29 protein-coding genes and 1 tRNA gene are annotated in these 22,198 nt (G+C 60.1%); 11 read left to right on the forward strand and 19 right to left on the reverse strand.

Annotated features, from left to right (window positions below):
• Positions 1-14: 14 nt before the first annotated feature.
• Positions 15-779 (forward strand): SDR family NAD(P)-dependent oxidoreductase, encoded by a 765-nt coding sequence (locus KCG45_RS03645; RefSeq protein WP_218315741.1) that lies wholly within the window; start codon positions 15-17, stop codon positions 777-779.
• Between the two features lie 87 nt (positions 780-866).
• Here KCG45_RS03645 and KCG45_RS03650 read toward each other — a convergent pair.
• Positions 867-941: transfer RNA gene (locus KCG45_RS03650), tRNA-Gly, on the reverse strand.
• Between the two features lie 238 nt (positions 942-1,179).
• Here KCG45_RS03650 and trxA point away from each other — a divergent pair.
• The 4 genes from trxA (at position 1,180) to KCG45_RS03670 (ending at position 3,885) form a co-directional block, all read left to right on the forward strand.
• On the forward strand, positions 1,180-2,109 hold the full coding sequence (gene trxA, locus KCG45_RS03655) for a thioredoxin (protein ID WP_218316403.1): 930 nt from the start codon (positions 1,180-1,182) through the stop codon (positions 2,107-2,109).
• 17 nt (positions 2,110-2,126) lie between these two features.
• Positions 2,127-2,738, forward strand: coding sequence for an LON peptidase substrate-binding domain-containing protein (locus KCG45_RS03660; protein WP_218315742.1), 612 nt, complete (start codon positions 2,127-2,129; stop codon positions 2,736-2,738).
• An 80-nt stretch (positions 2,739-2,818) separates the two neighbouring features.
• Positions 2,819-3,466: a TetR/AcrR family transcriptional regulator gene (locus tag KCG45_RS03665; RefSeq protein ID WP_218315743.1), complete on the forward strand. Its 648-nt coding sequence runs from the start codon at positions 2,819-2,821 to the stop codon at positions 3,464-3,466.
• Positions 3,463-3,885, forward strand: coding sequence for an MAPEG family protein (locus KCG45_RS03670; protein WP_218315744.1), 423 nt, complete (start codon positions 3,463-3,465; stop codon positions 3,883-3,885). Before KCG45_RS03665 ends, KCG45_RS03670 begins: the two co-directional genes overlap by 4 nt.
• A 20-nt stretch (positions 3,886-3,905) precedes the next feature.
• Here KCG45_RS03670 and KCG45_RS03675 read toward each other — a convergent pair whose 3' ends face one another.
• From KCG45_RS03675 to argB, 5 genes are all read right to left on the reverse strand, one after another.
• Positions 3,906-4,526 carry a MarC family protein gene (locus KCG45_RS03675; RefSeq protein WP_218316406.1) on the reverse strand — a complete coding sequence of 207 codons (621 nt, stop codon included), beginning with the start codon at positions 4,524-4,526 and terminating at the stop codon, positions 3,906-3,908.
• Between the two features lie 55 nt (positions 4,527-4,581).
• Positions 4,582-5,352, reverse strand: coding sequence for a hypothetical protein (locus tag KCG45_RS03680; RefSeq protein ID WP_218315745.1), 771 nt, complete (start codon positions 5,350-5,352; stop codon positions 4,582-4,584).
• Between the two features lie 81 nt (positions 5,353-5,433).
• A complete protein-coding gene (gene folD / locus KCG45_RS03685; protein WP_218315746.1) occupies positions 5,434-6,327 on the reverse strand; it encodes a bifunctional methylenetetrahydrofolate dehydrogenase/methenyltetrahydrofolate cyclohydrolase FolD in 894 nt (297 codons plus the stop codon).
• Positions 6,327-6,626: a YggT family protein gene (locus KCG45_RS03690; RefSeq protein ID WP_218315747.1), complete on the reverse strand. Its 300-nt coding sequence runs from the start codon at positions 6,624-6,626 to the stop codon at positions 6,327-6,329. Before KCG45_RS03690 ends, folD begins: the two co-directional genes overlap by 1 nt.
• 103 nt (positions 6,627-6,729) lie before the next feature.
• Positions 6,730-7,650 carry an acetylglutamate kinase gene (gene argB, locus KCG45_RS03695; protein ID WP_218315748.1) on the reverse strand — a complete coding sequence of 307 codons (921 nt, stop codon included), beginning with the start codon at positions 7,648-7,650 and terminating at the stop codon, positions 6,730-6,732.
• 222 nt (positions 7,651-7,872) lie between these two features.
• On the opposite strand from argB, the gene KCG45_RS03700 reads away from it, so the two are divergent.
• Positions 7,873-8,211: a BufA1 family periplasmic bufferin-type metallophore gene (locus tag KCG45_RS03700; RefSeq protein ID WP_218315749.1), complete on the forward strand. Its 339-nt coding sequence runs from the start codon at positions 7,873-7,875 to the stop codon at positions 8,209-8,211.
• 224 nt (positions 8,212-8,435) lie between these two features.
• On the forward strand, positions 8,436-8,918 hold the full coding sequence (locus KCG45_RS03705; RefSeq protein ID WP_218315750.1) for a thermonuclease family protein: 483 nt from the start codon (positions 8,436-8,438) through the stop codon (positions 8,916-8,918).
• A 32-nt stretch (positions 8,919-8,950) separates the two neighbouring features.
• Here KCG45_RS03705 and KCG45_RS03710 read toward each other — a convergent pair whose 3' ends face one another.
• Positions 8,951-9,865 carry a sulfotransferase domain-containing protein gene (locus KCG45_RS03710; protein ID WP_218315751.1) on the reverse strand — a complete coding sequence of 305 codons (915 nt, stop codon included), beginning with the start codon at positions 9,863-9,865 and terminating at the stop codon, positions 8,951-8,953.
• 118 nt (positions 9,866-9,983) lie between these two features.
• On the opposite strand from KCG45_RS03710, the gene KCG45_RS03715 reads away from it, so the two are divergent.
• Positions 9,984-10,640 (forward strand): hypothetical protein, encoded by a 657-nt coding sequence (locus tag KCG45_RS03715; RefSeq protein ID WP_218315752.1) that lies wholly within the window; start codon positions 9,984-9,986, stop codon positions 10,638-10,640.
• 19 nt (positions 10,641-10,659) lie between these two features.
• On the opposite strand, the gene KCG45_RS03720 is transcribed toward KCG45_RS03715, so the two are convergent.
• Positions 10,660-10,947 carry a hypothetical protein gene (locus KCG45_RS03720; RefSeq protein WP_218315753.1) on the reverse strand — a complete coding sequence of 96 codons (288 nt, stop codon included), beginning with the start codon at positions 10,945-10,947 and terminating at the stop codon, positions 10,660-10,662.
• A gap of 395 nt (positions 10,948-11,342) precedes the next feature.
• Positions 11,343-11,606 carry an HP1242/YdcH family protein gene (locus KCG45_RS03725; protein ID WP_218315754.1) on the reverse strand — a complete coding sequence of 88 codons (264 nt, stop codon included), beginning with the start codon at positions 11,604-11,606 and terminating at the stop codon, positions 11,343-11,345.
• Positions 11,607-12,101: 495 nt separating this feature from the next.
• On the opposite strand from KCG45_RS03725, the gene KCG45_RS15425 reads away from it, so the two are divergent.
• The gene (locus KCG45_RS15425) at positions 12,102-12,227 is read left to right on the forward strand and encodes a hypothetical protein (RefSeq protein WP_255547934.1); all 126 of its coding nucleotides are present in this window, start codon (positions 12,102-12,104) and stop codon (positions 12,225-12,227) included.
• Positions 12,228-12,266: 39 nt separating this feature from the next.
• Here the strand turns inward: KCG45_RS15425 and KCG45_RS03730 are convergent, their stop codons facing one another.
• The gene (locus KCG45_RS03730) at positions 12,267-12,566 is read right to left on the reverse strand and encodes a hypothetical protein (protein ID WP_218315755.1); all 300 of its coding nucleotides are present in this window, start codon (positions 12,564-12,566) and stop codon (positions 12,267-12,269) included.
• A 132-nt stretch (positions 12,567-12,698) separates the two neighbouring features.
• Between KCG45_RS03730 and KCG45_RS03735 the strand changes: the two genes are divergently transcribed.
• Positions 12,699-13,208 (forward strand): hypothetical protein, encoded by a 510-nt coding sequence (locus tag KCG45_RS03735; protein ID WP_218315756.1) that lies wholly within the window; start codon positions 12,699-12,701, stop codon positions 13,206-13,208.
• Positions 13,209-13,280: 72 nt separating this feature from the next.
• Here KCG45_RS03735 and KCG45_RS03740 read toward each other — a convergent pair whose 3' ends face one another.
• From KCG45_RS03740 to KCG45_RS03770, 7 genes are all read right to left on the reverse strand, one after another.
• Positions 13,281-13,868: a hypothetical protein gene (locus tag KCG45_RS03740; RefSeq protein ID WP_218315757.1), complete on the reverse strand. Its 588-nt coding sequence runs from the start codon at positions 13,866-13,868 to the stop codon at positions 13,281-13,283.
• A gap of 11 nt (positions 13,869-13,879) precedes the next feature.
• The gene (locus KCG45_RS03745; RefSeq protein WP_218315758.1) at positions 13,880-14,926 is read right to left on the reverse strand and encodes a GmrSD restriction endonuclease domain-containing protein; all 1,047 of its coding nucleotides are present in this window, start codon (positions 14,924-14,926) and stop codon (positions 13,880-13,882) included.
• A gap of 6 nt (positions 14,927-14,932) precedes the next feature.
• Complete coding sequence (locus KCG45_RS03750; RefSeq protein ID WP_218315759.1) at positions 14,933-15,973, reverse strand: ribonucleotide-diphosphate reductase subunit beta; 1,041 nt, start codon at positions 15,971-15,973, stop codon at positions 14,933-14,935.
• Between the two features lie 149 nt (positions 15,974-16,122).
• Entirely contained in the window at positions 16,123-16,422 is a 300-nt protein-coding gene (locus KCG45_RS03755; protein WP_218315760.1) for a hypothetical protein, read from the reverse strand.
• Positions 16,419-16,610 (reverse strand): hypothetical protein, encoded by a 192-nt coding sequence (locus KCG45_RS03760; RefSeq protein ID WP_190788360.1) that lies wholly within the window; start codon positions 16,608-16,610, stop codon positions 16,419-16,421. The genes KCG45_RS03755 and KCG45_RS03760 overlap by 4 nt, the downstream gene beginning before the upstream one ends.
• A gap of 109 nt (positions 16,611-16,719) precedes the next feature.
• Positions 16,720-17,079 (reverse strand): PilZ domain-containing protein, encoded by a 360-nt coding sequence (locus KCG45_RS03765; protein ID WP_218315761.1) that lies wholly within the window; start codon positions 17,077-17,079, stop codon positions 16,720-16,722.
• Positions 17,080-17,194: 115 nt separating this feature from the next.
• The gene (locus KCG45_RS03770; RefSeq protein ID WP_218315762.1) at positions 17,195-19,255 is read right to left on the reverse strand and encodes a ribonucleoside-diphosphate reductase subunit alpha; all 2,061 of its coding nucleotides are present in this window, start codon (positions 19,253-19,255) and stop codon (positions 17,195-17,197) included.
• Between the two features lie 599 nt (positions 19,256-19,854).
• Between KCG45_RS03770 and KCG45_RS03775 the strand changes: the two genes are divergently transcribed.
• A complete protein-coding gene (locus KCG45_RS03775; protein WP_218315763.1) occupies positions 19,855-20,445 on the forward strand; it encodes an HD domain-containing protein in 591 nt (196 codons plus the stop codon).
• Here KCG45_RS03775 and KCG45_RS03780 read toward each other — a convergent pair.
• Together KCG45_RS03780 and KCG45_RS03785 are read right to left on the reverse strand one after the other, a co-directional pair.
• Positions 20,442-21,350, reverse strand: a complete 909-nt coding sequence (locus KCG45_RS03780; RefSeq protein WP_218315764.1) for an alpha/beta fold hydrolase — start codon at positions 21,348-21,350, stop codon at positions 20,442-20,444. The two genes, KCG45_RS03775 and KCG45_RS03780, sit on opposite strands and share 4 nt — an antisense overlap.
• Before the next feature lie 206 nt (positions 21,351-21,556).
• Positions 21,557-22,069: a hypothetical protein gene (locus tag KCG45_RS03785; RefSeq protein WP_218315765.1), complete on the reverse strand. Its 513-nt coding sequence runs from the start codon at positions 22,067-22,069 to the stop codon at positions 21,557-21,559.
• Positions 22,070-22,198: the final 129 nt, after the last annotated feature.

The raw sequence follows: 22,198 nt of genomic DNA on the forward strand, positions 1-22,198 counted from the left end.
CATGGGGACTACGGATGCGCGGCTTTTTCGATTTGGCGGGACACGTGGCGCTCGTGACCGGGGGCAATGGCGGTCTTGGCCTTGGTATGGCCCGGGGCCTTGCAAAGGCGGGAGCCGATATTGCGATCTGGGGTCGCAATGCGAAACGCAATCATGCTGCGGCCGAAGAATTGCGATCCATTGGCATACAAGCTGCTGATTTTGCGTGCGATGTTACCGATCCGGAAGAGGTCGCCTCGGCCATGGATAAGACCCTGGAGCGGTTCGGCAGGCTCGACAGCTGCTTCGCCAATGCGGGCGGATCGGGCGTGCGCAAACCCTTCACCGAGCACACGCTCGATGACTGGCAATCGACTATGGACCTGAACGTGAACAGCGTCATTTCAACCATGCAGGCGGCGGCCAAGCAGTTCATCGCGCAGGGCTCTGGCGGGAAGTTAATAGTAACATCGTCGATAGCAGCGCTCATGGGTATTCCCGGGGGCGGCTATTCGGCAACGAAGGCCGCGGTATCCGGCCTCGTCCGCAGTCTCGCAGTCGAGCTTGCGCCCGCGGGGATCCAAGCCAACGCAATCCTACCGGGATTTATCGAGACCGAAATGTCGATGAGTACTCCTCAAGCATTCCGCGACGCATGCTTGCGCCGCACGCCATCGGGGAAGCTTGGCACGCTTGAAGATATGGAAGGTGTCGCGGTATTTCTGGCGTCGCAGCAGAGCAATCTGGTGACCGGCCATTCGCTCGTGATCGATGGCGGTCAGTCAATCTTTCCGATGTAGGCCAGGCCTCACAGCTGGCCTCACAGACGCTGCGAGCATGATTGCCGCGCGCGGGCGAGCCGAGATCATCGCATCTGTCGAAAATAATGGAGCGGGCGAGGCGATTCGAACGCCCGACCCCAACCTTGGCAAGGTTGTGCTCTACCCCTGAGCTACGCCCGCTCACTGGCGCTCAGCAGATTCGGGCAAAAGCCACTCCATCCGCTGGGGAGGCGGGCAATTAACAGCGGGGCGCGCACGCTGCAAGCCCAAAGTTCACGCAAATTTGCCTTGATCGCCCCTCCGCAACCCGCCAGCAATTCGGGCAAGGCAAAAGCGCGCTTCAAATCGGGCCGAAACGCCCCACATAAGGCACGTATAAACTCAACCGAGCAGTTTCAGGAGCGTACACTTGGCCAGCATGGGTCTGAATATCGAAGAGCAGAAAGCAGTCGAGCGGTTCCGTACGGAGGTCGTCGACCCGTCGCAGACCAAGCTGGTGATCCTGGATTTCTGGGCGGAATGGTGCGGGCCGTGCAAGGCGCTCGCCCCCATGCTCGAAAAGGTTGCGGCCGAATACGCGGATAAAGGCGTCGTCCTTGCAAAGCTGAATGTCGATGAAGAACAGTTCATCGCCAGTCAGTTTCAGGTCAAATCGATACCCACCGTCTACGCCATGTTTCAGGGACAACCCGTGGCCGACCTGACGAGCGCTCGCAGCGAATCCCAGCTGAAGCAGGCGCTCGACCAATTGCTTTCGCAGCTTCCTGTCGCGGGAGGCGATGCGAATGCCAATGGCCAGCAGGGACCGTCGGCTGAGGAGATCGAACAGTTCGTCAAGATGGGCGAGGACGCGCTTGCCGAGGGAGACGCCCAGCGCGCTTCGGGCATTTTCGCGCAGGTGACTGAATTCGCTCCTGACCATGGTCCTGCCCACGCCGGCCTTGTCCGCGCCCTCGTCCAGCTTGGTCAGGTCGACGAGGCGAAACAGGTGATGTCGGCGATCGAGGCCAATCCGAAATTGGCAGAAGACCCCGCAATTGCGGCGGCCAGGAGCGCGCTCGAACTGGCCGGCACGCAGGTCGATGACAGCGAGCTGGCGAACCTGAAAGCCGCTGCCGAAGCGGACGGTGCAGATATGGATGCGAAGCTTGCCTACGCTGAAGCGGCCTTCGCCGCGAGGGAGCGCGATGTCGCTGCCGATACACTTCTGTCCATGGTCCAAGACGACCGCGAATGGAATGAAGGCGCCGCGCGGGCAAAGTTGCTCCAGATTTTCGAGGCTGTCGGGCTCGAAGACGAATGGGTGGTTGCGACCCGCCGCCGCCTTTCGAAAATCCTGTTCGGGTGAGCGCGCGACCTCCAGCCATGAAAACCCGTCTTTCGATCTTTCCTCTTCCCGGCGCGGTCCTTTTCCCCGGACTGCAATTACCGCTACACATTTTCGAACCGCGCTATCAGGCGCTTATCGGTGACTCGCTGGTGCGTGACCGCCAGATAGCGATGATCCAGCCGCAAAAACCTGTCGAGGGCGCGCCGCTCTACACGGTGGGATGCGTCGGGCGGATCGGTGAGATCGAAGCGATGGATGATGGGCGCTACAATCTCATCCTGGAAGGCCAGAGCCGTTTCAAGTTGCTCCGCGAACTCGATGTGGCGACCGCATTTAGGCAGGTCGAAGGCGAGCTCATCGAGGACGATGAGAATGAAACGCTCAGCTATGCGCAGCGCGGCGGGTTCGAGAGCGAGGCGCGCAAATTCGCCGACCGGCAGGGGTATTCAGTCGATTGGGATTCAGTGGAACGTCTCGACGACCAATCGCTTATCAACGGAGTGTCGCAGATTGCGCCGTTCGACCCGGCCTCGAAGCAGGCGCTGCTGGAGGCGGAGAACTTGTCTGTACGGTGCGAATTACTGGTCCAGCTGATGCAATTCTTCGGTCGCAGCGATGGCGGCGAAGAGATCATGACACTGCAATAACGGACGATCGGCAGATACCGCGACAATCTGTCGCATGAGAGCGCTTTGCCGAAGGGCAATAAGTAACTATCCAGTTACTTATGAACATCGCCGCCTTCCCGACCAAAGGTGAACGCACCAGGGCACACATCGTTGCTGCGGCTTCTGGCCTGTTCTGGCGCCACAGTTTCCACGGCGTTTCGGTGGACCTGGTCGCTGAAGCGGCCGATGTGAACAAGGCGACGGTCTATCGCTATTTCGCCGACAAGCGCGATCTCGCCCTCGCAGTGATCCGGTACAATGGCGAAATGACTATCGCCGAAGTCTTCGAGGCGAATTTCGAAAATCTTGCGGAGCCTCAGGATTGTCTCGCTGCCATCTACCGAATGGTCTACGGCGCGCATCTTGGAATGCAGCAGGACACCGGCGATCTCCATGGCTGTCCGATCGTGGGTCTGGCGCTCGAACTGGGCCAGGACATGCCGGAGATCCGAGAGGAAGCGCAGCGCATTTTCGATCAGGTCGAAATCTATCTGAGCCGGATTGCAGCGGCTGCAGCAGCGCGCTTGAACCGCGACGCCAACGCAGAATCGCAAGGGCGCACGCTGACTCAGCTGCTGCACGGAGCATTCGCGTCGGCCCGTGTGGCATCCGATCCGTCGAGGATCCTGGATGCCGGTCATGCGTCGCTTGAACTGATCGGATTCCCCGAAAAATCGATCCTCAATAAGGAACAGTCAGGCTCATGAATTTGCCCGTATACACCGCCGCCTTGGGCGCGTTTGTCATAGTCCTTCAGGTCGCACTGATGCTGAGCGTGGGCTTACACCGATCCAAGGGGCAATTCATTGGCATAGGCGAGGACCGCGACCTTGAACGCAAGGTGCGGCGCCATGGCAACCTTGCCGAGAATTCCGGCCTTTTCCTGGTCGTGATCGCGCTGTTCGAAATGCTGGTTGGGCAGACGACCTATGTGTTGGTTCTGTGCCTGGTGTTCGCAGCCGCCCGCTTGCTTCACGCGCTCGGCTTCTCCTCGCTCGCCGGGTCGCACGGCGATGACCTCACTGGCGCGCGCAAAGCCTTTGCCGGAATGCGCGCGATGGGCGCTTTCGGCACGCTCGGCGTTGCGCTTGGGTCGGCCTTTGGTATCGCGAGCACTCTGGCCTGAACCTGGCCGAGAGCGGCCCGTCAGACTCCGAAGCTGCCGCGCAATCCGTCGATAACATATTGCGCGGCAAGCGCGGATAACAACACGCCCAGCAACCGGGTGATGACAGCCTCTACCTTGTCCCCGAGCAGCCGGATGAGCGGCCCCGCCGCCACGAGCGCTACGGCGGTGATGATCAGGACGGCGGCAAGCGCGGCGAAGACTTCGATCGTCTGTTCGACCCCGTCTGCCTCGTTCATGAGCAACATGATGGCCGCAATCGCGCCCGGTCCTGCGAGCATCGGCATGGCCATCGGGAAAACCGACACGTCCTCGACTTCGGAAGCGGTCACCCTTTCCGCACGTTCGGTGCGGCGCTGTGTGCGCTTTTCGAACACCATCTCGAACGCGATGAAGAACAGCATCAGGCCCCCGGCAATGCGGAAGCTGTCGAGCTCGATATGCAGCGCCTTAAGCAGATCCTCGCCAAAGAATGCGAAGATGGTGAGGATGATCGTCGCGATCCCGGTTGCCCGCAAAGCCATGTTGCGCGCCTGTGCAGGCGGCGCTGACTTGGTAAGGCCGGCATAGATCGGCGCGCAGCCGGGCGGATCGATCACGACGAACAGCGTGATAAAGGCGGAAATGAAGAGTTCGGTCAGGACCATGTGCCGGGCTCACCCGAAAAATTGCGCTAGGAAAGTCGCGCCGCCCTCATCACTCTTCGGCGGGCGATGCAAGCACTTCTTCAACTGCGGTGACCCATTCCCCGTTGTAAAAGTATTCAGCTGCGACGTATTTCTCACCGTCCCCGCGATGCTGAAAGCGCCAACGCAGCGTGCCGTCACCCGAAAGCCTCGCGTCCTGCGCGCGTATCCCTACTGCCGAATCCGAAGGCGGCGGCGGAATGGCAGTCCCCGCTCTTGGACAAGTTGCAACCAGCCCTTCCACAGCGTCGATTGCAGTCACGACGATGTCTCCGTCCTCGAATTGCCTGCGCGGAGGCGGCTGCGGGACATCAGGCCCTGCAACATCGTAAACCCAGCGATAGGCAAGGTCCGGCTGTCGTTCCCATACCGTCACGAAATCGCCGACAATCCCTTCCGGATCCTGATATCGGCCGAGGCTGACGGCCGTTGAACCATCGCAGCTCATGACCACAGTTTTGGGAGCCCATTGGACGGCCTTTTCAGGGTCGCTCAGCGGAGCGAGCCACGAGGCGGCGTCGATCGCTCCGCTGCGACCGTGAAGGAGTGCGCCCGGCGCGGCGAATTGGCGAAAAGCCGTCCATTGCCCCTCTTCTCGCGCGGCTCTCGCAAAGGCAAGCTCGGTTTTCACGACGGCGCTGGGCTGAGCCGCGCCGGGTGCGGTTTGCAGCACGCGATTGATGACCTGAGTGGGAGGACCGATGGGACGCTGGCCGCCTCCGCACGCGGTCAGAACAAGCGTGAGGGCACCAGCCGTCAGGGCAAGGGACAGTTTCTTCATCGAACCTCCAGATGAACGTTGCCGCAGGGATGCAGCCCACCCGATTTACCCGAGCTGACCCGCGGTGCAACCTGCCCGCGTCTAAAGGTCGTCCGGAACGTCCAGGCCCGCATTTCGGTGAGCGGCGACCAATGTGTTGCGCAGCAGGACGGCGATGGTCATCGGTCCGACCCCGCCGGGCACAGGCGTGATCGCAGCGGCGACTTCGCTGGCCTCGTCGAAGGCCACATCGCCGACGAGCTTGCCCTTGTCCTGACCCGGTTCAGGAGGCAGCCGATTGATACCCACGTCGATCACTGTCGCGCCATCCTTGAGCCAATCCTTGCGGATCATTTCAGGCCTGCCGACCGCGGCTACCACGATGTCCGCGCGGCGCACGACAGCAGCAAGATCTTTGGTCCGGCTATGCGCAATCGTGACAGTCGCATTGGCATCGAGCAGGAGCTGCGCCATCGGCTTGCCCACGATATTCGAACGCCCGATGACCACCGCTTCGAGGCCCGACAGATCGCCCAGGCGATCGGTGAGCAACATCATGCAGCCAAGCGGTGTGCACGGTACAAAGCCGCTTTGCCCGACGCTGAGACGCCCGGCATTGATGACGTGGAAACCGTCAACATCCTTTTCCGGGCTGATCGCTGCGATGATGCTTTGTTCGTCGATATGATCCGGCAAGGGCAGTTGCACGAGGATGCCATCGACGTTGTCATCGTTGTTGAGCCGCTCGACCAGCGCAAGCAGCGCGGCAGCGGACGTATCTGCAGGCAGCCGGTGCTCGAAACTTGCCATGTTCGCAGCGAGCGTCGCCTTGTTTTTCGCGCCAACGTAAACCTGACTTGCCGCATCATCGCCGACGAGCACGACGGCCAGCCCCGCGCGGCGCCCCGCGGCCTCGGCGAAGCGCGCGGCGTATTCACCCACGCGCTCGCGCAGACGGGCCGCGAACGCTTTGCCGTCAATCCGGGTTGCGCTCATCAGTAAGCAGCCGAACTGACCACCGAACCGATCACGATCTGCAGAATCTGCAACAGGATGATGAGCACCAAGGGTGAGAAATCGATCGCGCCCGTGTTGGGCATCAGGTTGCGGATCGGGCGCAAGACCGGGTCGAGCAGGCGGTTGATCGATTCATACACCTGCATCAGGAACTGGTTCGAGGTGTTAACAACGTTGAACGCGAACAACAGCCCGATCACGAACTGGATAATAATCAGCATGATGAACGCGCTGGTTATCAGGCTGATGATCTGTTGAACTGCAACCAATCCGGACATTCGTGAATTCCCAGTCTTCTATTTCGCTACTCAAGTGCACCGCCCCTAGGCGTGTTACCGATGTAATACGCTAAAATCCAGTATCAAGCCTCTAGCAGCGCGATCAGGCGCGCACCAGAGTACCGGCACCGCGCGCAGTGAAGAATTCGAGCAGCATGGCATGGGGCACGCGCCCATCGAGCACGACCGCCGCTTCGCAGCCCGATTCGACAGCAGAAACGCATGTTTCAAGCTTGGGAACCATTCCGCCCTTGATCACGCCATCTTCGCGCAGGTTTGCAATGTCGGCGGGCGACAGATCAGACAGCAGATTTCCCTCCCCGTCGAGCACGCCTGCAACGTCGGTAAGCAGGAACAGACGCGCCGCACCCAGAGCGGCGGCGATCGCGCCCGCCATCGTATCGGCGTTGATGTTGTACGTCGCGCCGTCCTCGCCGCCCGCTATCGGCGCGATCACCGGGATCATGCCCGCGGCAACCGCCGTATCGATCACACTGGTATCGACGTGGGCGGGCTCTCCGACAAAGCCGAGATCCACCACGCTTTCGATCAGGCTTTCGGGGTCGCGCGTGGTGCGCTCCACCTTGCGAGCGGTTACCAGCCCGCCGTCTTTCCCCGATATCCCGATGGCTTTTCCGCCAGCACCCGAAAGCCAGCCGACCAGCTCCTTGTTGATGGCGCCCGACAGTACCATTTCCGCGATCTTCGCAGTGGCTTCATCGGTCACCCTCAAACCGTCGACGAACGTGCTCTCCACGCCAAGCCGGGATAGCATATCGCCGATCTGCGGACCGCCGCCGTGCACCACCACGGGATTGATGCCGACCGCCTTGAGCAAGACGATGTCCTCCGCAAAGTCGCGCGCGGCCTTGGGTTCACCCATAGCGTGGCCACCGTATTTCACCACGAAGGTCCGCCCCGCATAACGCTGAAAATACGGAAGAGCTTCGATGAGCGTCTCTGCCTTGGACAGGTCGAGCGCCCGGGGATTCTCCTCGGCGGGCGGGTCGGTTTTCTTCGTCATTCGGGCAATCCTTCGGCGTTGAGGTGCAACAGCATGCTTCGAACACGCCGGGCGCTTAGCCGCTTCGTCCGCCGACTGCAAAGTGCAAGGGCATCACGCTGCACTTCAGGCACCATTCAACATTTTGCGCTTGGCAGTGTAACCTTTTGCCTGTTCAGTACGAATCGCTTGGTGGAGGCGCTGTTTGCGCTCTCATCGAGATCTTGAATTGGAGGAATTTTTATGAACACCGCACGTCTCAAAGGCACCATCACCCTGGCCGCAGCAGCCGGCCTTGCCGCAGCATGCTCCGGCGGTGCCGATGCACCTGCCGAAGGCACTGCCGCTGAAGCCAACACCGAAGAAGCCGCTCTTGCAGCAGCCGGCACCGGCGAAAAGGAAAAATGCTACGGTGTTTCCAAAGCCGGCGAAAACGATTGCGCCGCAGGTCCGGGCACCAGCTGTGCGGGCACCTCGGTCGTCGATTATCAGGGCAATGCATGGACATATGTCGATGCGGGCACCTGCCTCGACATCACCACGCCAAACGGCACCGGCTCGCTTGAGCCGATCGAAGCGTAAGCTTTATATTCGATAGCGCAGCACCTGCTGCGCCGACAATCAGGCCGCTCGGGGGAATACCTCGGCGGCTTTTTTGTTGACCGTGAGCGAGATCATCGCAGGCGCTTTTCCCGAGGTCAGGCGTTTGGGTTGAATGCCGATGCTGCTACGCTGTGCAGCCAATGGTCAGGCGCCGCCCAATCCGACATAGCACCCTCCGTCATGCGAGATTGCGCTCGTGGTGGATGCTCTGGCGCACGCCCGCGCTGCTCGTGATCGTGAGCGCGGCGTGGTGGTTTCTTTATCGTCCTTACGTGCATGAGCAAGGTTGGGTGAAAGTCGCGGATGAATTCGCACTCTGCGGCGAGCCTTGGTCAGGTGCCGCAGGCTGTGTCGTCGATGGCGACACAATCGTCATCGGCAATGGCCGAGACCGCCGACGCGTCAGGCTCACAGGGTTTGACGCGCCCGAGCTCAACGGAGCCTGCGCTGCCGAGACGGAGCGCGCTCAAGACGCGCGCCGCGCGCTTCACGACTGGCTGTCACGCGGCCCATTCGAATGGAACGGCGACATCGATCCCCCGCGCGATCAATATGGCAGGGAATTGCGAGAGGTCCGCCGGGTGCTGCCTGACGGATCGCGCGAATATGTCGGGCGAGTTCTGGTGGATCGCAACCTTGCCTCAGATAACGGCTGGGAAGCGATCCCTACCGACTGGTGCAGCTAGAAATTGCAGGCTTTCTGAAAAGCGTCGGGGTTTCAACCGGCGCCGTGGATTGCATCGACCTCCGCTGCAAGCGAGGCGAAATCCGCGTGCCCGGTCGCTGGTTCGACGCGTTCTGACCACAGCGCATCAATCGCCTGCGCCACCGAACCGGGTAACGCGTCTGCACTGCTGCCCGAGGACTGCACCTTGCTCGAGTCGCTTGCCGCAGGAATCCCGCACTTTTCATCAAGCACGCGGCAGATCATGCCGTCATCGAACTTGTCCTTGTGTTCGTGCATGAACTCGCGCGTCGTCCGCTGCATCACGAGCGCCTCGATTTCAGGCGTCAGTTCAATCTCGCAGAGCTGCGCCAGCGCGCGGATTGCTGCAGGCTTGTGCGTGACTGCCCAGCGGTAAGTCATGACAAGGCTATCGGGTTCGCGGCGCCTGTCATACCAGCTCAAGAGATGCGTGAAGTAGTCGCAACCGCCGGGCCCTCCGCTCATCCATAGCGGCATGAACTCCTCCATCGAGACAGCGCCGCGTTCGAGATGCCAGCCATCGATGAAGCGGTAGAACGAGACGAACGTCTCCTTCGGATCGCGCACGGTGACGACGTAGCGCATCCTCCGTGGCAGTCGCTCATATTCGCGGTGAGATTTGAAACCGCGCGGGGCGGCAGGCTGCTCGGAATTCATGTCAAAATCGAGCAGGTAGGCCGTGTCGTCCCACGGCACGACCCGGCTGATATCGTCGAACTGCATGTCGCCGCCATCCGCACCGGTTCGCAGCTGATGAAACATCTGCTGCATCAAGGTCGTGCCGCTCTTCGCCCAACTGGTGATGAAGGTATCGCCTGTCTGCGGTTCGTAGGGCCGGTGATTGGGCCGTTCGCCTTGCGACGCGGCGCCCATCACTTCGCCAAAGCCTTCGATTGTGCGTGCCTGGCCGATTTTCTCGCTACTCATATTCTGTCCCCAAACTCGCGTCCCGTCCGCCGGTATAAGGCCTGCCCGGTGAGCAGCAAGTATGGCCTCTTTGATCTTGCGAGTATGAATGCCCGTGGGCAGGCGCTACACCGCACCAATGATAGGGAAACATTTCATATTGTCGGCCTCGGCCGTTGCGCTCACTCTTGCCGGGTGCGCCGACGCGCCATCGGAACCAGCAACCGCAGAGTCGGAAAGCCCGCAGGATGAATTTTGGGAAGCGCTCTCAAGCCATTGCGGGAATGCCTATGCCGGCAGCCTTGTCAGCGATGATGAGGCCGATGCCGATTTCGCTGACGCCGACATGGTCATGCATGTGCGCGAATGCTCGGACAATCGGATCGCCATCCCCTTTCATGTGAAAACGGGCGATGAGTGGGACCGGTCGCGCACGTGGCTGATCACGCGCAGCGATACAGGCCTCCGTCTCAAACATGACCACCGCCATAAGGATGGAGAGAGAGACGCGGTCACGATGTACGGCGGCGACACCGCGCAGGAAGGAACGGCGCGCGCGCAAGACTTTCCGATCGACGCGGAAAGCATCGCGCTGTTCCAGCAGGAAGGGCTGACCGCGTCGGTCACGAATGTCTGGAGCGTGGAGGTGGATCCGGTCGAAGCCCGGGACGGCATCTTCGCTTACCAGTTACGCCGCACGGTCGCGGGCGGCGCTCCCGAACCGCGCTTTTTCCGGGTCGAATTCGATGTGACGAACGCGGTCGATGCGCCTCCGTCTGCCTGGGGGCATGAGTGACGCGGCAAGCCCGCTAGCGTCAGCTTCCCGGAGGATTGGGCGCTTCGGCCCCGGAGCCCACCTCTCCCGAGACGGCGTCTGCGCCAACAGCGGGCTGATCGGTTTCCGCGCTCTTGGCGCCATTGCCATCGACGGGCAGGGGCGTTTCACGCGCGACCGGTTGTTCGATGTCGAGATCGCCTGACGTCGCATCGATGACTTCGTCGCTCACCTCGTCTCCGCTATCGGGCATCGTCTCGCCGGTGCACGCGGTCAGGCCGAGGATGGTGAGGCACAAGGGTGCGGCATATCGCAGATGAGTTCGCATGGTCGGGCTTTCGTAATGGTTTCGATTTCACCTCAACAATGCGCAAAACCCGGTCGGGGTCCGAAGAAATTCACAACCTCGCGCCGCATGGGGGCGGGACGTGGCGCAGGCCATGGCGGGGGCAGCGCATCGCCTCATGCACTGCCCCCATAGGTCCGCGCCTCTCTCCCACGGGCCTCGGCCCGGCGCGGATGACGCCCTTTCCTGCGAGGAGGCGACAGGGCGGTTATCCTTCAATTCAGCCCATTCTGCGCGCCAGCATCCGAGCCGCCTTGGCCGCCCTGCGCGCCGCAATCACCGCGCCGATCGCTGCGACGCCCGCATGCCGCAATCGCCGCCGCCGCGCGAGCTGAGTGATGGGATTTGCGCGGCGGCGACCGGGGGAAACGAACCCTCTACGCACGGATCGGCTCCGGCTCTGTATCTTCGAGCATCACCGCGATTTCATCGAGCAGGTTGAGCCGCTGTTTCTTCAGCCGCTCGACATGGAAATCGCTGCACCGCTCCACTTCGGTTTCAAACCGGTGGATCGCGCGGTTGAGCGCATGGTAATGGTCGGCAAGCTTGCTGAAATGAGCATTGCCGAGTTTCAGCCAATGCATCGCTTCGATGTCGTGCGGAAACTCGTCATGCAGTTCATGCGGCGTGTGAGCGGACATACGGGCGTTCTCCTTTGCTTTCGAAGGAGAGCTTATGGCGCGCTGCCGGACCTGTCTTTGATGTGGGTCAAAGCGCGCGCGATGCGCCGCCGTGACGGGGTCAGCCGATCTGGAGCCGCGCCTTACATGACATAGGCAAACACGCACAATCCGCCGATCAGGCCGAGCACGCATCCGCCGACTGCTTCCAGAAAAACCATTGAAGACCCCCATTGAATTAACGAGGCCACCCTATCGCGGCCGGACATGAAAAAAGCGTTATCGCGCCGCGCAAGAACCGCTGTTCGGCAATGTTTTTTGCGCAAGAGGCGTGCAGGCCCGGCGGGCGGGGCTGAAAGCCGCCGCCCGAATATATGGGCGACGCTCCGGTCATCATGCTGACCATGTGCCGGGCACCTGGCCGAATGGGCCCAAACCGCTTGACACATTTGCCAGAGTGTCATGCAGTTTTTTGGGCGGTTATCGTTTGGTTTGAGCGGGTTAGGCATGCCGCGCATGGGTGACACTTTTCCAACAGCAAACGCCCTTCCGCGCGGCGGGGACGCGCGCGAAGGGGGGCAGGGGTCCGAAGTCAATGGCGCCAGCATGGCCTGCCGCGATATCACGGCGGCCCGGCTGTAGGAAAATCCGCGAAGGAGCGCCCGCAACGGCGCGCCCGGATCAGTCGCGGGCGGTATCGGCTGCGCGGTTGCTGTCGGGATCGTCGGTGTATTCGACGTTCTCTTCCTCGCCGAGATCGGCGGTCACGCCGGTATCGCCTTCGGGATCGGCGTCTTCGATACCGGGCACGGCCTGCTCGATTTCGGCGCCGGTCAGATCGGCACCTTCTGCGGGAGCGGTGACGCCCGCATCCGTATCGGCGGTTCTGTCATCGGTTTCGGCGGTGCACGCGGCGAGGGCGAAAGACGCCGCCGTGGCGGCGGTCATCAGCTTGGCGGTAAGGGGAAAACGAGTGGTCATGGTCAGCCTGTCTGTTGTGTCTGTTTGCCCGTTCAACGCGGAGAGCCGGGGTGATGTTCCGAGAAGGGGGCTTTGGGCCGTGCAAAGCACGGGCTTTTGATGTGCCTGCGATGAGGGCGTATGCGGGGAGCCATGGCAAAGGTAATCGCCTGCAAAGTGCCCGAAGGCAGCCTGCTCGCCCAGTTCGGCGGGCCGGGTGATTACCGCGATTGTTTTGTCCGAGACGTTCCCAACATTGAAGGGCGCGAGGTGACGCTCGCGCGGTTTATCGAGCGGTTTTATTGCAGCATGGCATTCCTGCCCGAGCGCCTGATCCTGAAGGCCCTCGGCACCCCCGCCTCCCGAGCCGACGCCCGCGCGCTGGCGAGGGGTGAGATGGAGCGGTTCGGCGCGTGGAAGCTGGTGGAGCGGCAGGACGCGCGCTCAAGTAGCGGAGCGGTAGCGCGAAAAAACGCGCAAGCGCTTTTGGAAAGCAAGGACACCAACACTGCGAGCTGGTTTTGCGTGGAGCCGAGAGAGGGCGGGACGCGCCTTTACTTTGGATCGTGGGTTGGAGGGATCGACCAGTCGGGCTGGCGCGCGATGTTAGCCGCGCATGTGTGGTACTCGCGGATGCTGTTGGGTGGGATAAAACGTCGTTAGGTATACATCACAAAGTCTGCCTACACTCAGAGTAGCTAGCCTTGAGCATCTAGGCTGCACCTGACACTAACGCTAGGCGGCGCAGGCAGTTGCAATAAGCCGAAGCTCATCAATCCAAAACTCAATGTTTCGTCGCCCGTCCGCTCGGAGAAAATTACCAATCCTATAAGCGTCGTAATTCATGCGACTATCATAAGCGGAATGAGCACCGAGCCTTTCGCGGCAGTTCGACCTTCGATGACAGAAGTAATTCCTGACCGTATTTATAAATGGAGCAGGCGATGAAGTTGCAAATAGTGCCAATTGAATCTGGGCGCTCTTGTTCGAATCGCATTTTTTCTCGGCTTTGACAGCCGCTTTAGCCGAATGCCATTTGGGTTCGTGTCCAAGATTGTTGGACACAGCATTCAAGATGTCGCGCCGGCCAAAGCGGTTAGTAGGATGCACCCGGACTCCGGAGAGATCGGTCGCGTGCCCCGATGCGTTGTCAATGATAAGCTCGCGACAGAAGTCCCCCCAAAGATCGTTTAGATCAATGATGCAATATGCCGCATTATGCTGAACGTCTTTGGGAGTATCACGATTCCACGCAGCCAATGAAGGACTGCTAGGAAATACTGTCAGCAGCTTATGCGTTTTCCTAAGGAATTCTTGAGCCACTCGGGCACTCATCACTCACCAGAGATAGCTTCAACAAAGTGAGGAAATCTTACCCTGCGGCTTGCTATTCTCTGAGTTGATGACGACGAAGCGCTCCAAAATTCGGCGAGATCTTCAGGCTCATCCTCTGCCTCAATCGCAACAGCGAGATCGTTCAATCGAGCCCTGATAGCATTTATATCGGCATCGGTTTCCGCGTCTTCATCAAATTCGTCATCCTCCAACGCACCTTGGGGAATTCCGACCTCACAGTGCGCCACAGCAGCAAAGAGCATAATAAAATGTGCCGGGCGCAATAGTGCAGACCCTTCGATGTCCTCCAAAACATTCTCTTTTATCCAATTAAGAGTTGTGTCGAATTCGCCCTCAACTTCTTCCCTGTCGAAGTCTTTATGATCATCGTATTGGCTGTAGAGTTTGCGAACGTTCGGCTGCCCGCCGTCTTGAACACCCCGCAAAAGCAGGCCGTACAATTCAGCTACAAATGAGGTATGGTACATGCGCACCATCCTAGCTTTGCTAAACAGCCCTGTTTGCTCCCAAAAAGCATACAGTTCGTTCGCCTTTTCGTGAGCAGACCATTTGAATTCGCCCTGAAATTCGGCATGGCGAAGTTCCGGTGCATTTAGTTTGACGTTATAGGAATTGAGGCGAGCAAATATTTCCAAGACAAGCTGATCATCAGCATTCGCAAGATGGTCTACTGAGAGAGCATATTGAAGAAATCGATCTTTTTTCTCGTCATCCAATGTCGAGAACTTTTTGCCAGCAAACTCTTTTGCACGACTGCTCAGAGTAATCTTATCTGCGGCAAAATCTATGATTGCTCGGAGCCTTTGCTGACCATCGACAACTTCGCGGCGTGTGCGCTTTGAGTCACGATCAATGAAGGATCTCATGTAGATTTTTGGAACCGGTAGATCTCTCAAAATTGTGTCAATCAGCATGATTTTCGCAGCGGCCGACCATACTGACCCCCGCTGAAATTCGCGGTTAATCAGAAGCGCCTTGTTGTCGTGCCACTCCAAAAAATCGGAAACCCGGAATTGCTCGAGCACAATCCCTCACTCCGCCGCTTCAAACATATCCGGGCCGTCCTCGCCCTCGGCGTCTTCGTTGACCGCTTTCGCTTTCTGGCGCTTGTCGAAGCTTGACCACACGTCGTTCCAGTTGCCGGTGGTTGCGCCTTTCGAATATTCGGTTGCGCGGGTTTCGAAGAAGTTCGCGTGCTCCACGCCGTTCAGCAGCGGGGCGAGCCATGGCAGCGGGTGCTCTTCGATCATGTAGACCGGCTGCAGGCCCAGCTGTTTCAGCCGCCAATCGGCGATGTAGCGGATGTAGCGCTTGATCTCGGTCGCGGTCATCCCGTTCACCGGGCCCATTTCGAACGCGAGGTCGATGAAGGCATCTTCCAGCCGCACGGTCTTCTGACAGACATCGATGATGTCTTCCTTCACCGCCTTGGTCAGGCAGTTGCGTTCCTCGCAGAAGGTGTGGAACATCTTGATGATGCCTTCGCAGTGGAGGCTTTCATCGCGGACCGACCACGATACGATCTGGCCCATGCCCTTCATCTTGTTGAAGCGCGGGAAGTTCATCAGCATCGCGAAGCTTGCGAACAGCTGCAGCCCTTCGGTGAAGCCGCCGAACATGGCGAGCGTGCGGGCAATATCCTCGTCGCTGTCGACGCTGAATTGCTGCATGTAATCGTGCTTGTCCTTCATCTCCTCGTAATCGAGGAAGGCGCTGTATTCGCTTTCGGGCATGCCGATCGTGTCGAGCAGGTGCGAATACGCCGCGATGTGCACCGTCTCCATGTTGGAGAACGCGGTGAGCATCATCTTGATCTCGGTCGGCTTGAACACGCGGCCATATTTGTCGTGGTAGCAATCCTGCACCTCGACATCGGCCTGGGTGAAGAAGCGGAAGATCTGGGTGAGCAGGTTGCGCTCATGCTCGGTGATTTTCTGCGCCCAGTCGCGGCAATCCTCACCCAGCGGCACCTCTTCTGGCATCCAGTGGATCTGCTGCTGGCGTTTCCAGAAGTCGTAAGCCCACGGATATTCGAAGGGCTTGTAGGTCTTTCTGGCTTCGAGCAACGACATGTTGTGGTCCCTTTGTCTGGCGTGAACGACTCATATAGGGAATCAGAGCCCGGATTCGAAGGCAAGCACACAGATTCATGCGGGGATAAACCGTGCAAAATCCGAGTCGGGCCGATGGCCGCCGTTTCCTCCGGCGAGAACCTCTCGCCCTATCCCGATCCGCGCTTTTTCGATCCGAAGAAACTGCCCCCGCCCAGCACGGTGACGCCCACGAAAAAGCCGAAATCATACCAGCCGCCGGTGTTGGGGACGGCGTAGACCGCGATGTCCGGGCTGAACAGCGATCCGATCCAGGCCCACGGGAATACGAACCCGTGCCACAGCCCCCACCAGAAACCGGGCACATCCGCGCCCGCGCCGACACCGGCATCGATCTGCGACGCGCAGGCCGATACCAGCAGGGCGAGCGCGCAGGCCGCCCCGATCCGTACGGTCGCCGGGCGGCTCATCCGGAGAAGTATTTCACCGCGACGATGAACCACAGCACCGGCAGAAACATGATGACCACCGGTATGTGAATGCGCGCGGCATTGGCGGCGTGGCCGTGAATGCTCACGCGCAAGGTGCGGTATGCGTTGATGAGGAATGCCAGGCCCAAAACGGTCCCGGCGAGCCCGATCCAAAGTGTGGACGTCATGTCTGTTTGCCCTCCCTCTCCGTGTGTCGAGGGGGAGGTTATGCCACAGATTGGTGCGATGTGCGAGAGGCGCGGACGGCCTCGGATCGCCGGCTCCCGGCAGGCGCGATCAGCAGAACCGGTGCGGCCTCGCACCGGGCAGTTCTTCGAATTCATCGGCACCGGTCTTGCCGGAAAATGCGGGGAGATCGCTGCTGTCGAACTCGCTGATTTGCTGCTCGGTCAGCGGGACTGTGAAGGTCACGCCGACTTCACCATTTTCCGCCCACCGGATATTCGCGCGGTGCGGACCGGAGGTGCCGACATAGATCTGCAGCGGCGCACCGGGGATCAGCTTCTTGCCCGAAGCCGGAAAGCGGCACCCGCCGACGGAAAGCTCGGTCAGGATCACATCGACAGGACTTCCGAGCCCGGTGAAATACCGGCCGGGAAGGGTAATGGTTTTGCGCGGTTTCTTGCGGGTCTGCATGGTGCCCGCTGGCTTAGCGCGCGGTGCTTAAATCGGCGTAAACGCTGGAGCCTGGCAAAGAAAAACCCCGCGAGACCAGCGCCTCGCGGGGTTTCTCAGATGTTCCTAGACCGGCTCACTGACAGCTCAGGCATTCCTCGTAATCGGTCTGCTGTTCGCCCAGTTCGGCTTTCAGCGCGATTTCGGGAGCGTCTTTGGTGTTGTCCGCTTCGACGCCGCCGGCAAAGCCTGCGCGCTGCACCGATTTCGAGCGGAGGTAATAGAGCGATTTGATACCCTTCTCCCACGCCTGGAAGTGCAGCATCATCAGATCCCACTTGTCGACATCAGCCGGGATGAACAGGTTCAGCGACTGCGCCTGATCGATGTATGGCGCGCGGTCGGCAGCGAATTCCAGCAGCCAGCGCTGGTCGATTTCGAAGCTGGTCTTGAAGCTCGCCTTTTCCTCCGCGGTGAGGAAGTCGAGGTGCTGGACACTGCCGCCCTGCTCCAGGATCGAATTCCACACATTGTTCGAATTCTTCGATTTCTTGTCGAGCACCTTCTCCAGATACGGGTTCTTCACGATGAAGCTGCCCGACAGGGTCTTGTGCGTGTAGATGTTCGCCGGGATCGGCTCGATACAAGCCGATGTGCCGCCGCAGATGATCGAGATCGACGCGGTCGGCGCGATCGCCATCTTGCAGGAAAAGCGTTCCATCGCGCCCATTTCCGCCGCATCGGGGCATGGGCCGCGCTCCTGCGCGAGCAGCATCGAAGCCTCGGACGCCTTGGCCTGAATATGCTTGAACATTTTCAGGTTCAGCGCCTTCGCCATCGCGCTTTCGAAACCCAGCCCCTTTTGCTGGAGAAAGGAGTGGAAGCCCATCACGCCAAGTCCAACCGAACGTTCACGCTCGGCGGAATATTTGGCGCGCGCCATCTCGTCGGGTGCGCGGTCGATATAATCCTGCAGGACATTGTCGAGCATGCGCATCACGTCTTCGATGAACTGCTTGTCGCCGTTCCACTCATCCCATTTTTCCAGGTTGAGCGAAGAGAGGCAGCACACGGCGGTGCGATCGTTGCCGAGGTGATCGACACCCGTTGGCAGGGTGATTTCGCTGCACAGGTTGGAGGTCGAGACCTTCAGGCCGAGATCGCGGTGATGCTTTGGCATCATGCGGTTCACGGTATCGTTGAAGACGATGTAGGGCTCGCCGGTGGCAAGGCGGCATTCGACCAACTTCTGGAACAGCGAACGCGCATCGACCTTGCCGCGAACTTCGCCGGTCTTGGGCGATTTGAGTTCGAATTCGGCGCCGTCGCGCACCGCTTCCATGAACGCATCGGTCAGCAACACGCCGTGGTGCAGGTTCAATGCCTTGCGGTTGAAGTCCCCGCTCGGTTTGCGGATCTCGAGAAATTCCTCGATCTCCGGGTGCGAGACATCGAGATAGCACGCCGCAGACCCGCGCCGCAGCGACCCTTGCGAAATCGCGAGGGTGAGCGAATCCATGACGCGCACGAACGGGATGATGCCGCTGGTCTTGCCGTTGAGGCCCACCGGCTCGCCAATACCGCGGACATTGCCCCAATAGGTGCCGATGCCGCCGCCCTTGGAGGCGAGCCAGACATTCTCGTTCCAGGTGTTGACGATCCCGTCGAGGCTGTCGGACACGGAATTGAGATAGCAGCTGATCGGCAGGCCGCGCGATGTGCCGCCATTCGAAAGGACCGGCGTTGCCGGCATGAACCACAGGTTCGAGATGTAATCGTAGAGCCGCTGGGCGTGCTCCTGATCGTCGGCATAGGCATCGGCGACGCGCGCAAACAGATCCTGATACTTCTCGCCCGGCAGGAGATAACGATCGGTCAGCGTTTCCTTTCCGAATTCGGTGAGGTTCGCATCGCGGCTTTCATCGATCGTGATGTCGAACCGGCGATCGTTGACTTTCTTGCTGCTGCTGTCGGCAGCGCTTTTGGCCGCTTCGCCGATTGCACTGGCGAGCGCTTCCCCGGCCTTTTCCGCGACCAGCTCTTCGCTGCCCTTGTCGCTCGTCTTCATGCTTACAGCCTTTGTTTGCTTGGCGCGCGCTTTCGCGGCGGGGGCATCGGTTGCCGCGGCCGTGTCTGATTCGGTCAGCACGTCGCCTGTTGCTTCGTTCGGCACGCTATCACTCGCTTTAAATTCCATATCAGCCCCGTTCGTCTCCCCCGAATCGGCGCTACGCGACCTTCTAGCGAAGAATTGCGCATGTTCCGATTCTGTTCTCTACAGACCGATCAACAGAATATCCGCAAGAAAGCCACAGCCTGTCCCGCTTCTTATCCCCATGATCTCCCCGTCCAGTGCTGCATCGCCCCACAATTGAGACTCCGATCCCCTGCGCAAAAGCCCCATTAGGTCATATGGGGTCGATGCGCTGCGATCACTAGGTCTTGTGGGTGTGCAGCCCCGAACAACCACTAAATGATGAATCAGGCGCCGCTCGCGCGCAAGAGGGTAAATGCCAAATTCATAAAAGTTTACGTGGCGGAATGCAGTGTATTACCCAAGTGCAACGCCGCGACGCGGCAGAACTCCTAGGCTTGTCGAACGCGCAACCCCAAAAAGGAATCTGCGAAAAAATTTTGGCGGGCAAAAGGTGTTTGGCGGACTTGTGAATCAATCGAATCTCGGCGCGCAACAATCGAATCCGGATTGGTTCGGCGGCAGCTCGCAAACCTCTCCCGCAAAATGGCGCTGCGATGAATTGAGGCGACGGCGCCCGGCATTGCAGGTAACCTCGCGGCATGCTCGAATCGGTCCCGCCCGAACTGCTCAGCGATCTGCGCCGGCGCCACGGCGAACCGCAGCGGCGCTATCACGACTGGTCGCATATCGAAGCGCTGCTCGGCCGTTTCGAGTCCGTCGAGGATCGGATCGGTGATCGCGCGGCGGTCCTCTATGCGATTCTGTTCCACGACGCGGTCTACGATCCGCGCGCAAACGACAATGAACGGCGCAGCGCAGCGCTCTTGACCGAGATATCGCCGCCGATGCCGATCTCCAGCCTGTCGAACGCGCGCCGCATGATCGAGGCGACGGAGGGTCATCATCTGCCGAACGACCTTTCAGGCGCCGCCCGAGACGACTGCGCGCATTTCCTCGACATGGATCTCGGCATACTCGGCGCGGCTCCGGACCGGTTCGACATTTACGAACAGCAGATCCGCGCCGAATATGCCCACGTGCCCGATGATGCCTTTCGCACTGGTCGAGCGAAGGTTCTGCGCCATTTCTCGCAGCGCAAACGGCTTTATTTCAGTGCGTGGGGGCAGGACCGCTTCGAAAGCCAGGCGCGCGCCAATCTGGCCCGCTCACTCGCCCTGCTCGAAGGTTAGGCCGCGACCGCCTTCTGCTGGGCCGCAGCCTTGGCATGGGCCGCTATCTCTTCAGCCAGCCGGTCGATCAGTTCCGGCGGCAGGTCGTGGCCCCAGCCCGGCAGCGTTACCAGCTTCGCACCCGGAATATGCGCGGCGGTGTCCTTACCACCTTCAAGCTTCACCAGCGGATCATCCTCTCCGTGCAACACGAGGGTCGGCGTGGTCACGGATTTCAGACGGTCTCGCCTGTCGCCATCGTCGATGATCGCTGCGAGCTGGCGCGGAAGGCCTGCGGGATAGACGCTGCGCCTGACGAGCCTCGTCACGCGCTCACGCCGGCGCTCGGGATCGGCGGGAAAGCCGGGGCTGCCGATCGCCTGCTGTACCTTGATCCCGTGCGCCACCAAGTCTTCTTCCTCGAGCGAGGGGAGCGGCGCGATGAGCGCATCCATCGCGGGCTTGTCTGCCTGCGGGAGCTTGCGGTTACCGGTGGTCGACATGATCGAGGTGAGCGAGTGCAGCTTGTCCGCGTGATTGATCGCCATCAGCTGCGCGATCATTCCGCCCATCGATGCACCGACCACATGCGCGCGCTCGATCTGCAAAGCGTCGAGCAACCCTGCGCCGTCTGCGGCCATATCGGCGAGCGTGTAAGGAACCTTTGCGGGCCAGCCGATAAGCTTGCGAAGAACCTGTGTCTTGAGACCCGGAGCCTTCGCACCGTCGAATTTCTGCGAAAGACCGATATCGCGGTTGTCGTAGCGGATGACGCGGTAGCCATGGCCCCTCAGTGCTTCGACAAATTCGTCGGGCCACAGGATCATCTGCGCACCCAATCCCATCACCAGCAGGATCGGATCGTCGTTCGCATTCCCCTGCTCTTCGTAAAACAATTCGACGCCATTGGCGGTGATGGTCGGCATGCATTCACTCCGTAAATTGGTTCTTCCAGAGGAGGGATGCCCGAAAAATGCCGATGACCCAAGTCCCCGAATGAACAGCGGACACCAAAACGCGCCGCACCCGCCCTGCCCCTCGGTACTTACCAAGCGGGACTGGAGGCAGAGAGATGCGGCGCGCAGGCCCTGATTAGGGGGCCGGCCTCGGCGTCAGGAGATTGGTACCTCCCTCAACCGCCAAGCAGGATGTATTTGCTCTTTCCAGCAGCGAAGCGCTCCGGCTGGGATCTCTTCATCTCGGCATAGAGCTGCTTCTTGATCTCAAGATTGTCGGCGAACACGATCCGCGCGAGAAACTTTTTGCCTTCGGGATTGACCACCGGGACGTCCGACAACGTATCGAGCTTGCCGACGGCATGGCGGGCGACACGGCGCGCCGCCCAGTTCCCTTTCCCGTCGAGCACCCGGATGTCTTCGGCACTTCCGTCCGCACCCATGGTGAACGCCACATCGACAATGGCATTATTCGGACGCACTTTCCTGGAAATGGGCTCTCTTTCGAGCGCGCGGTTCAAATCCTGCGTGGTTTCCTTCTGCCATTGCTCCATCGCGCTTGCCGACCGGACGACGATATCATCGGATGCAGCGGCAGGCTTGTCGCCAGCATGGGCAGGGGCGGAGAACGGCAGCGCAAGGGCGGCAGCCAGCGCAGCAGCGGAGATGGTTTTCGTGACGGCTTTCATTGGATCATCCTCTCAAAAAAAACTCGAAGATGACCGATCGCAAAGACTTGCCGAACACCAGTCCCGTTCACTCGTGCAGTGGCTCTGTCGGTCGATCAGACGCGGTGAGCGGATGTCGCACTTTCACCT

This window comes from Erythrobacter ani (assembly GCF_019204025.1).
Lineage (GTDB): Bacteria > Pseudomonadota > Alphaproteobacteria > Sphingomonadales > Sphingomonadaceae > Erythrobacter > Erythrobacter ani.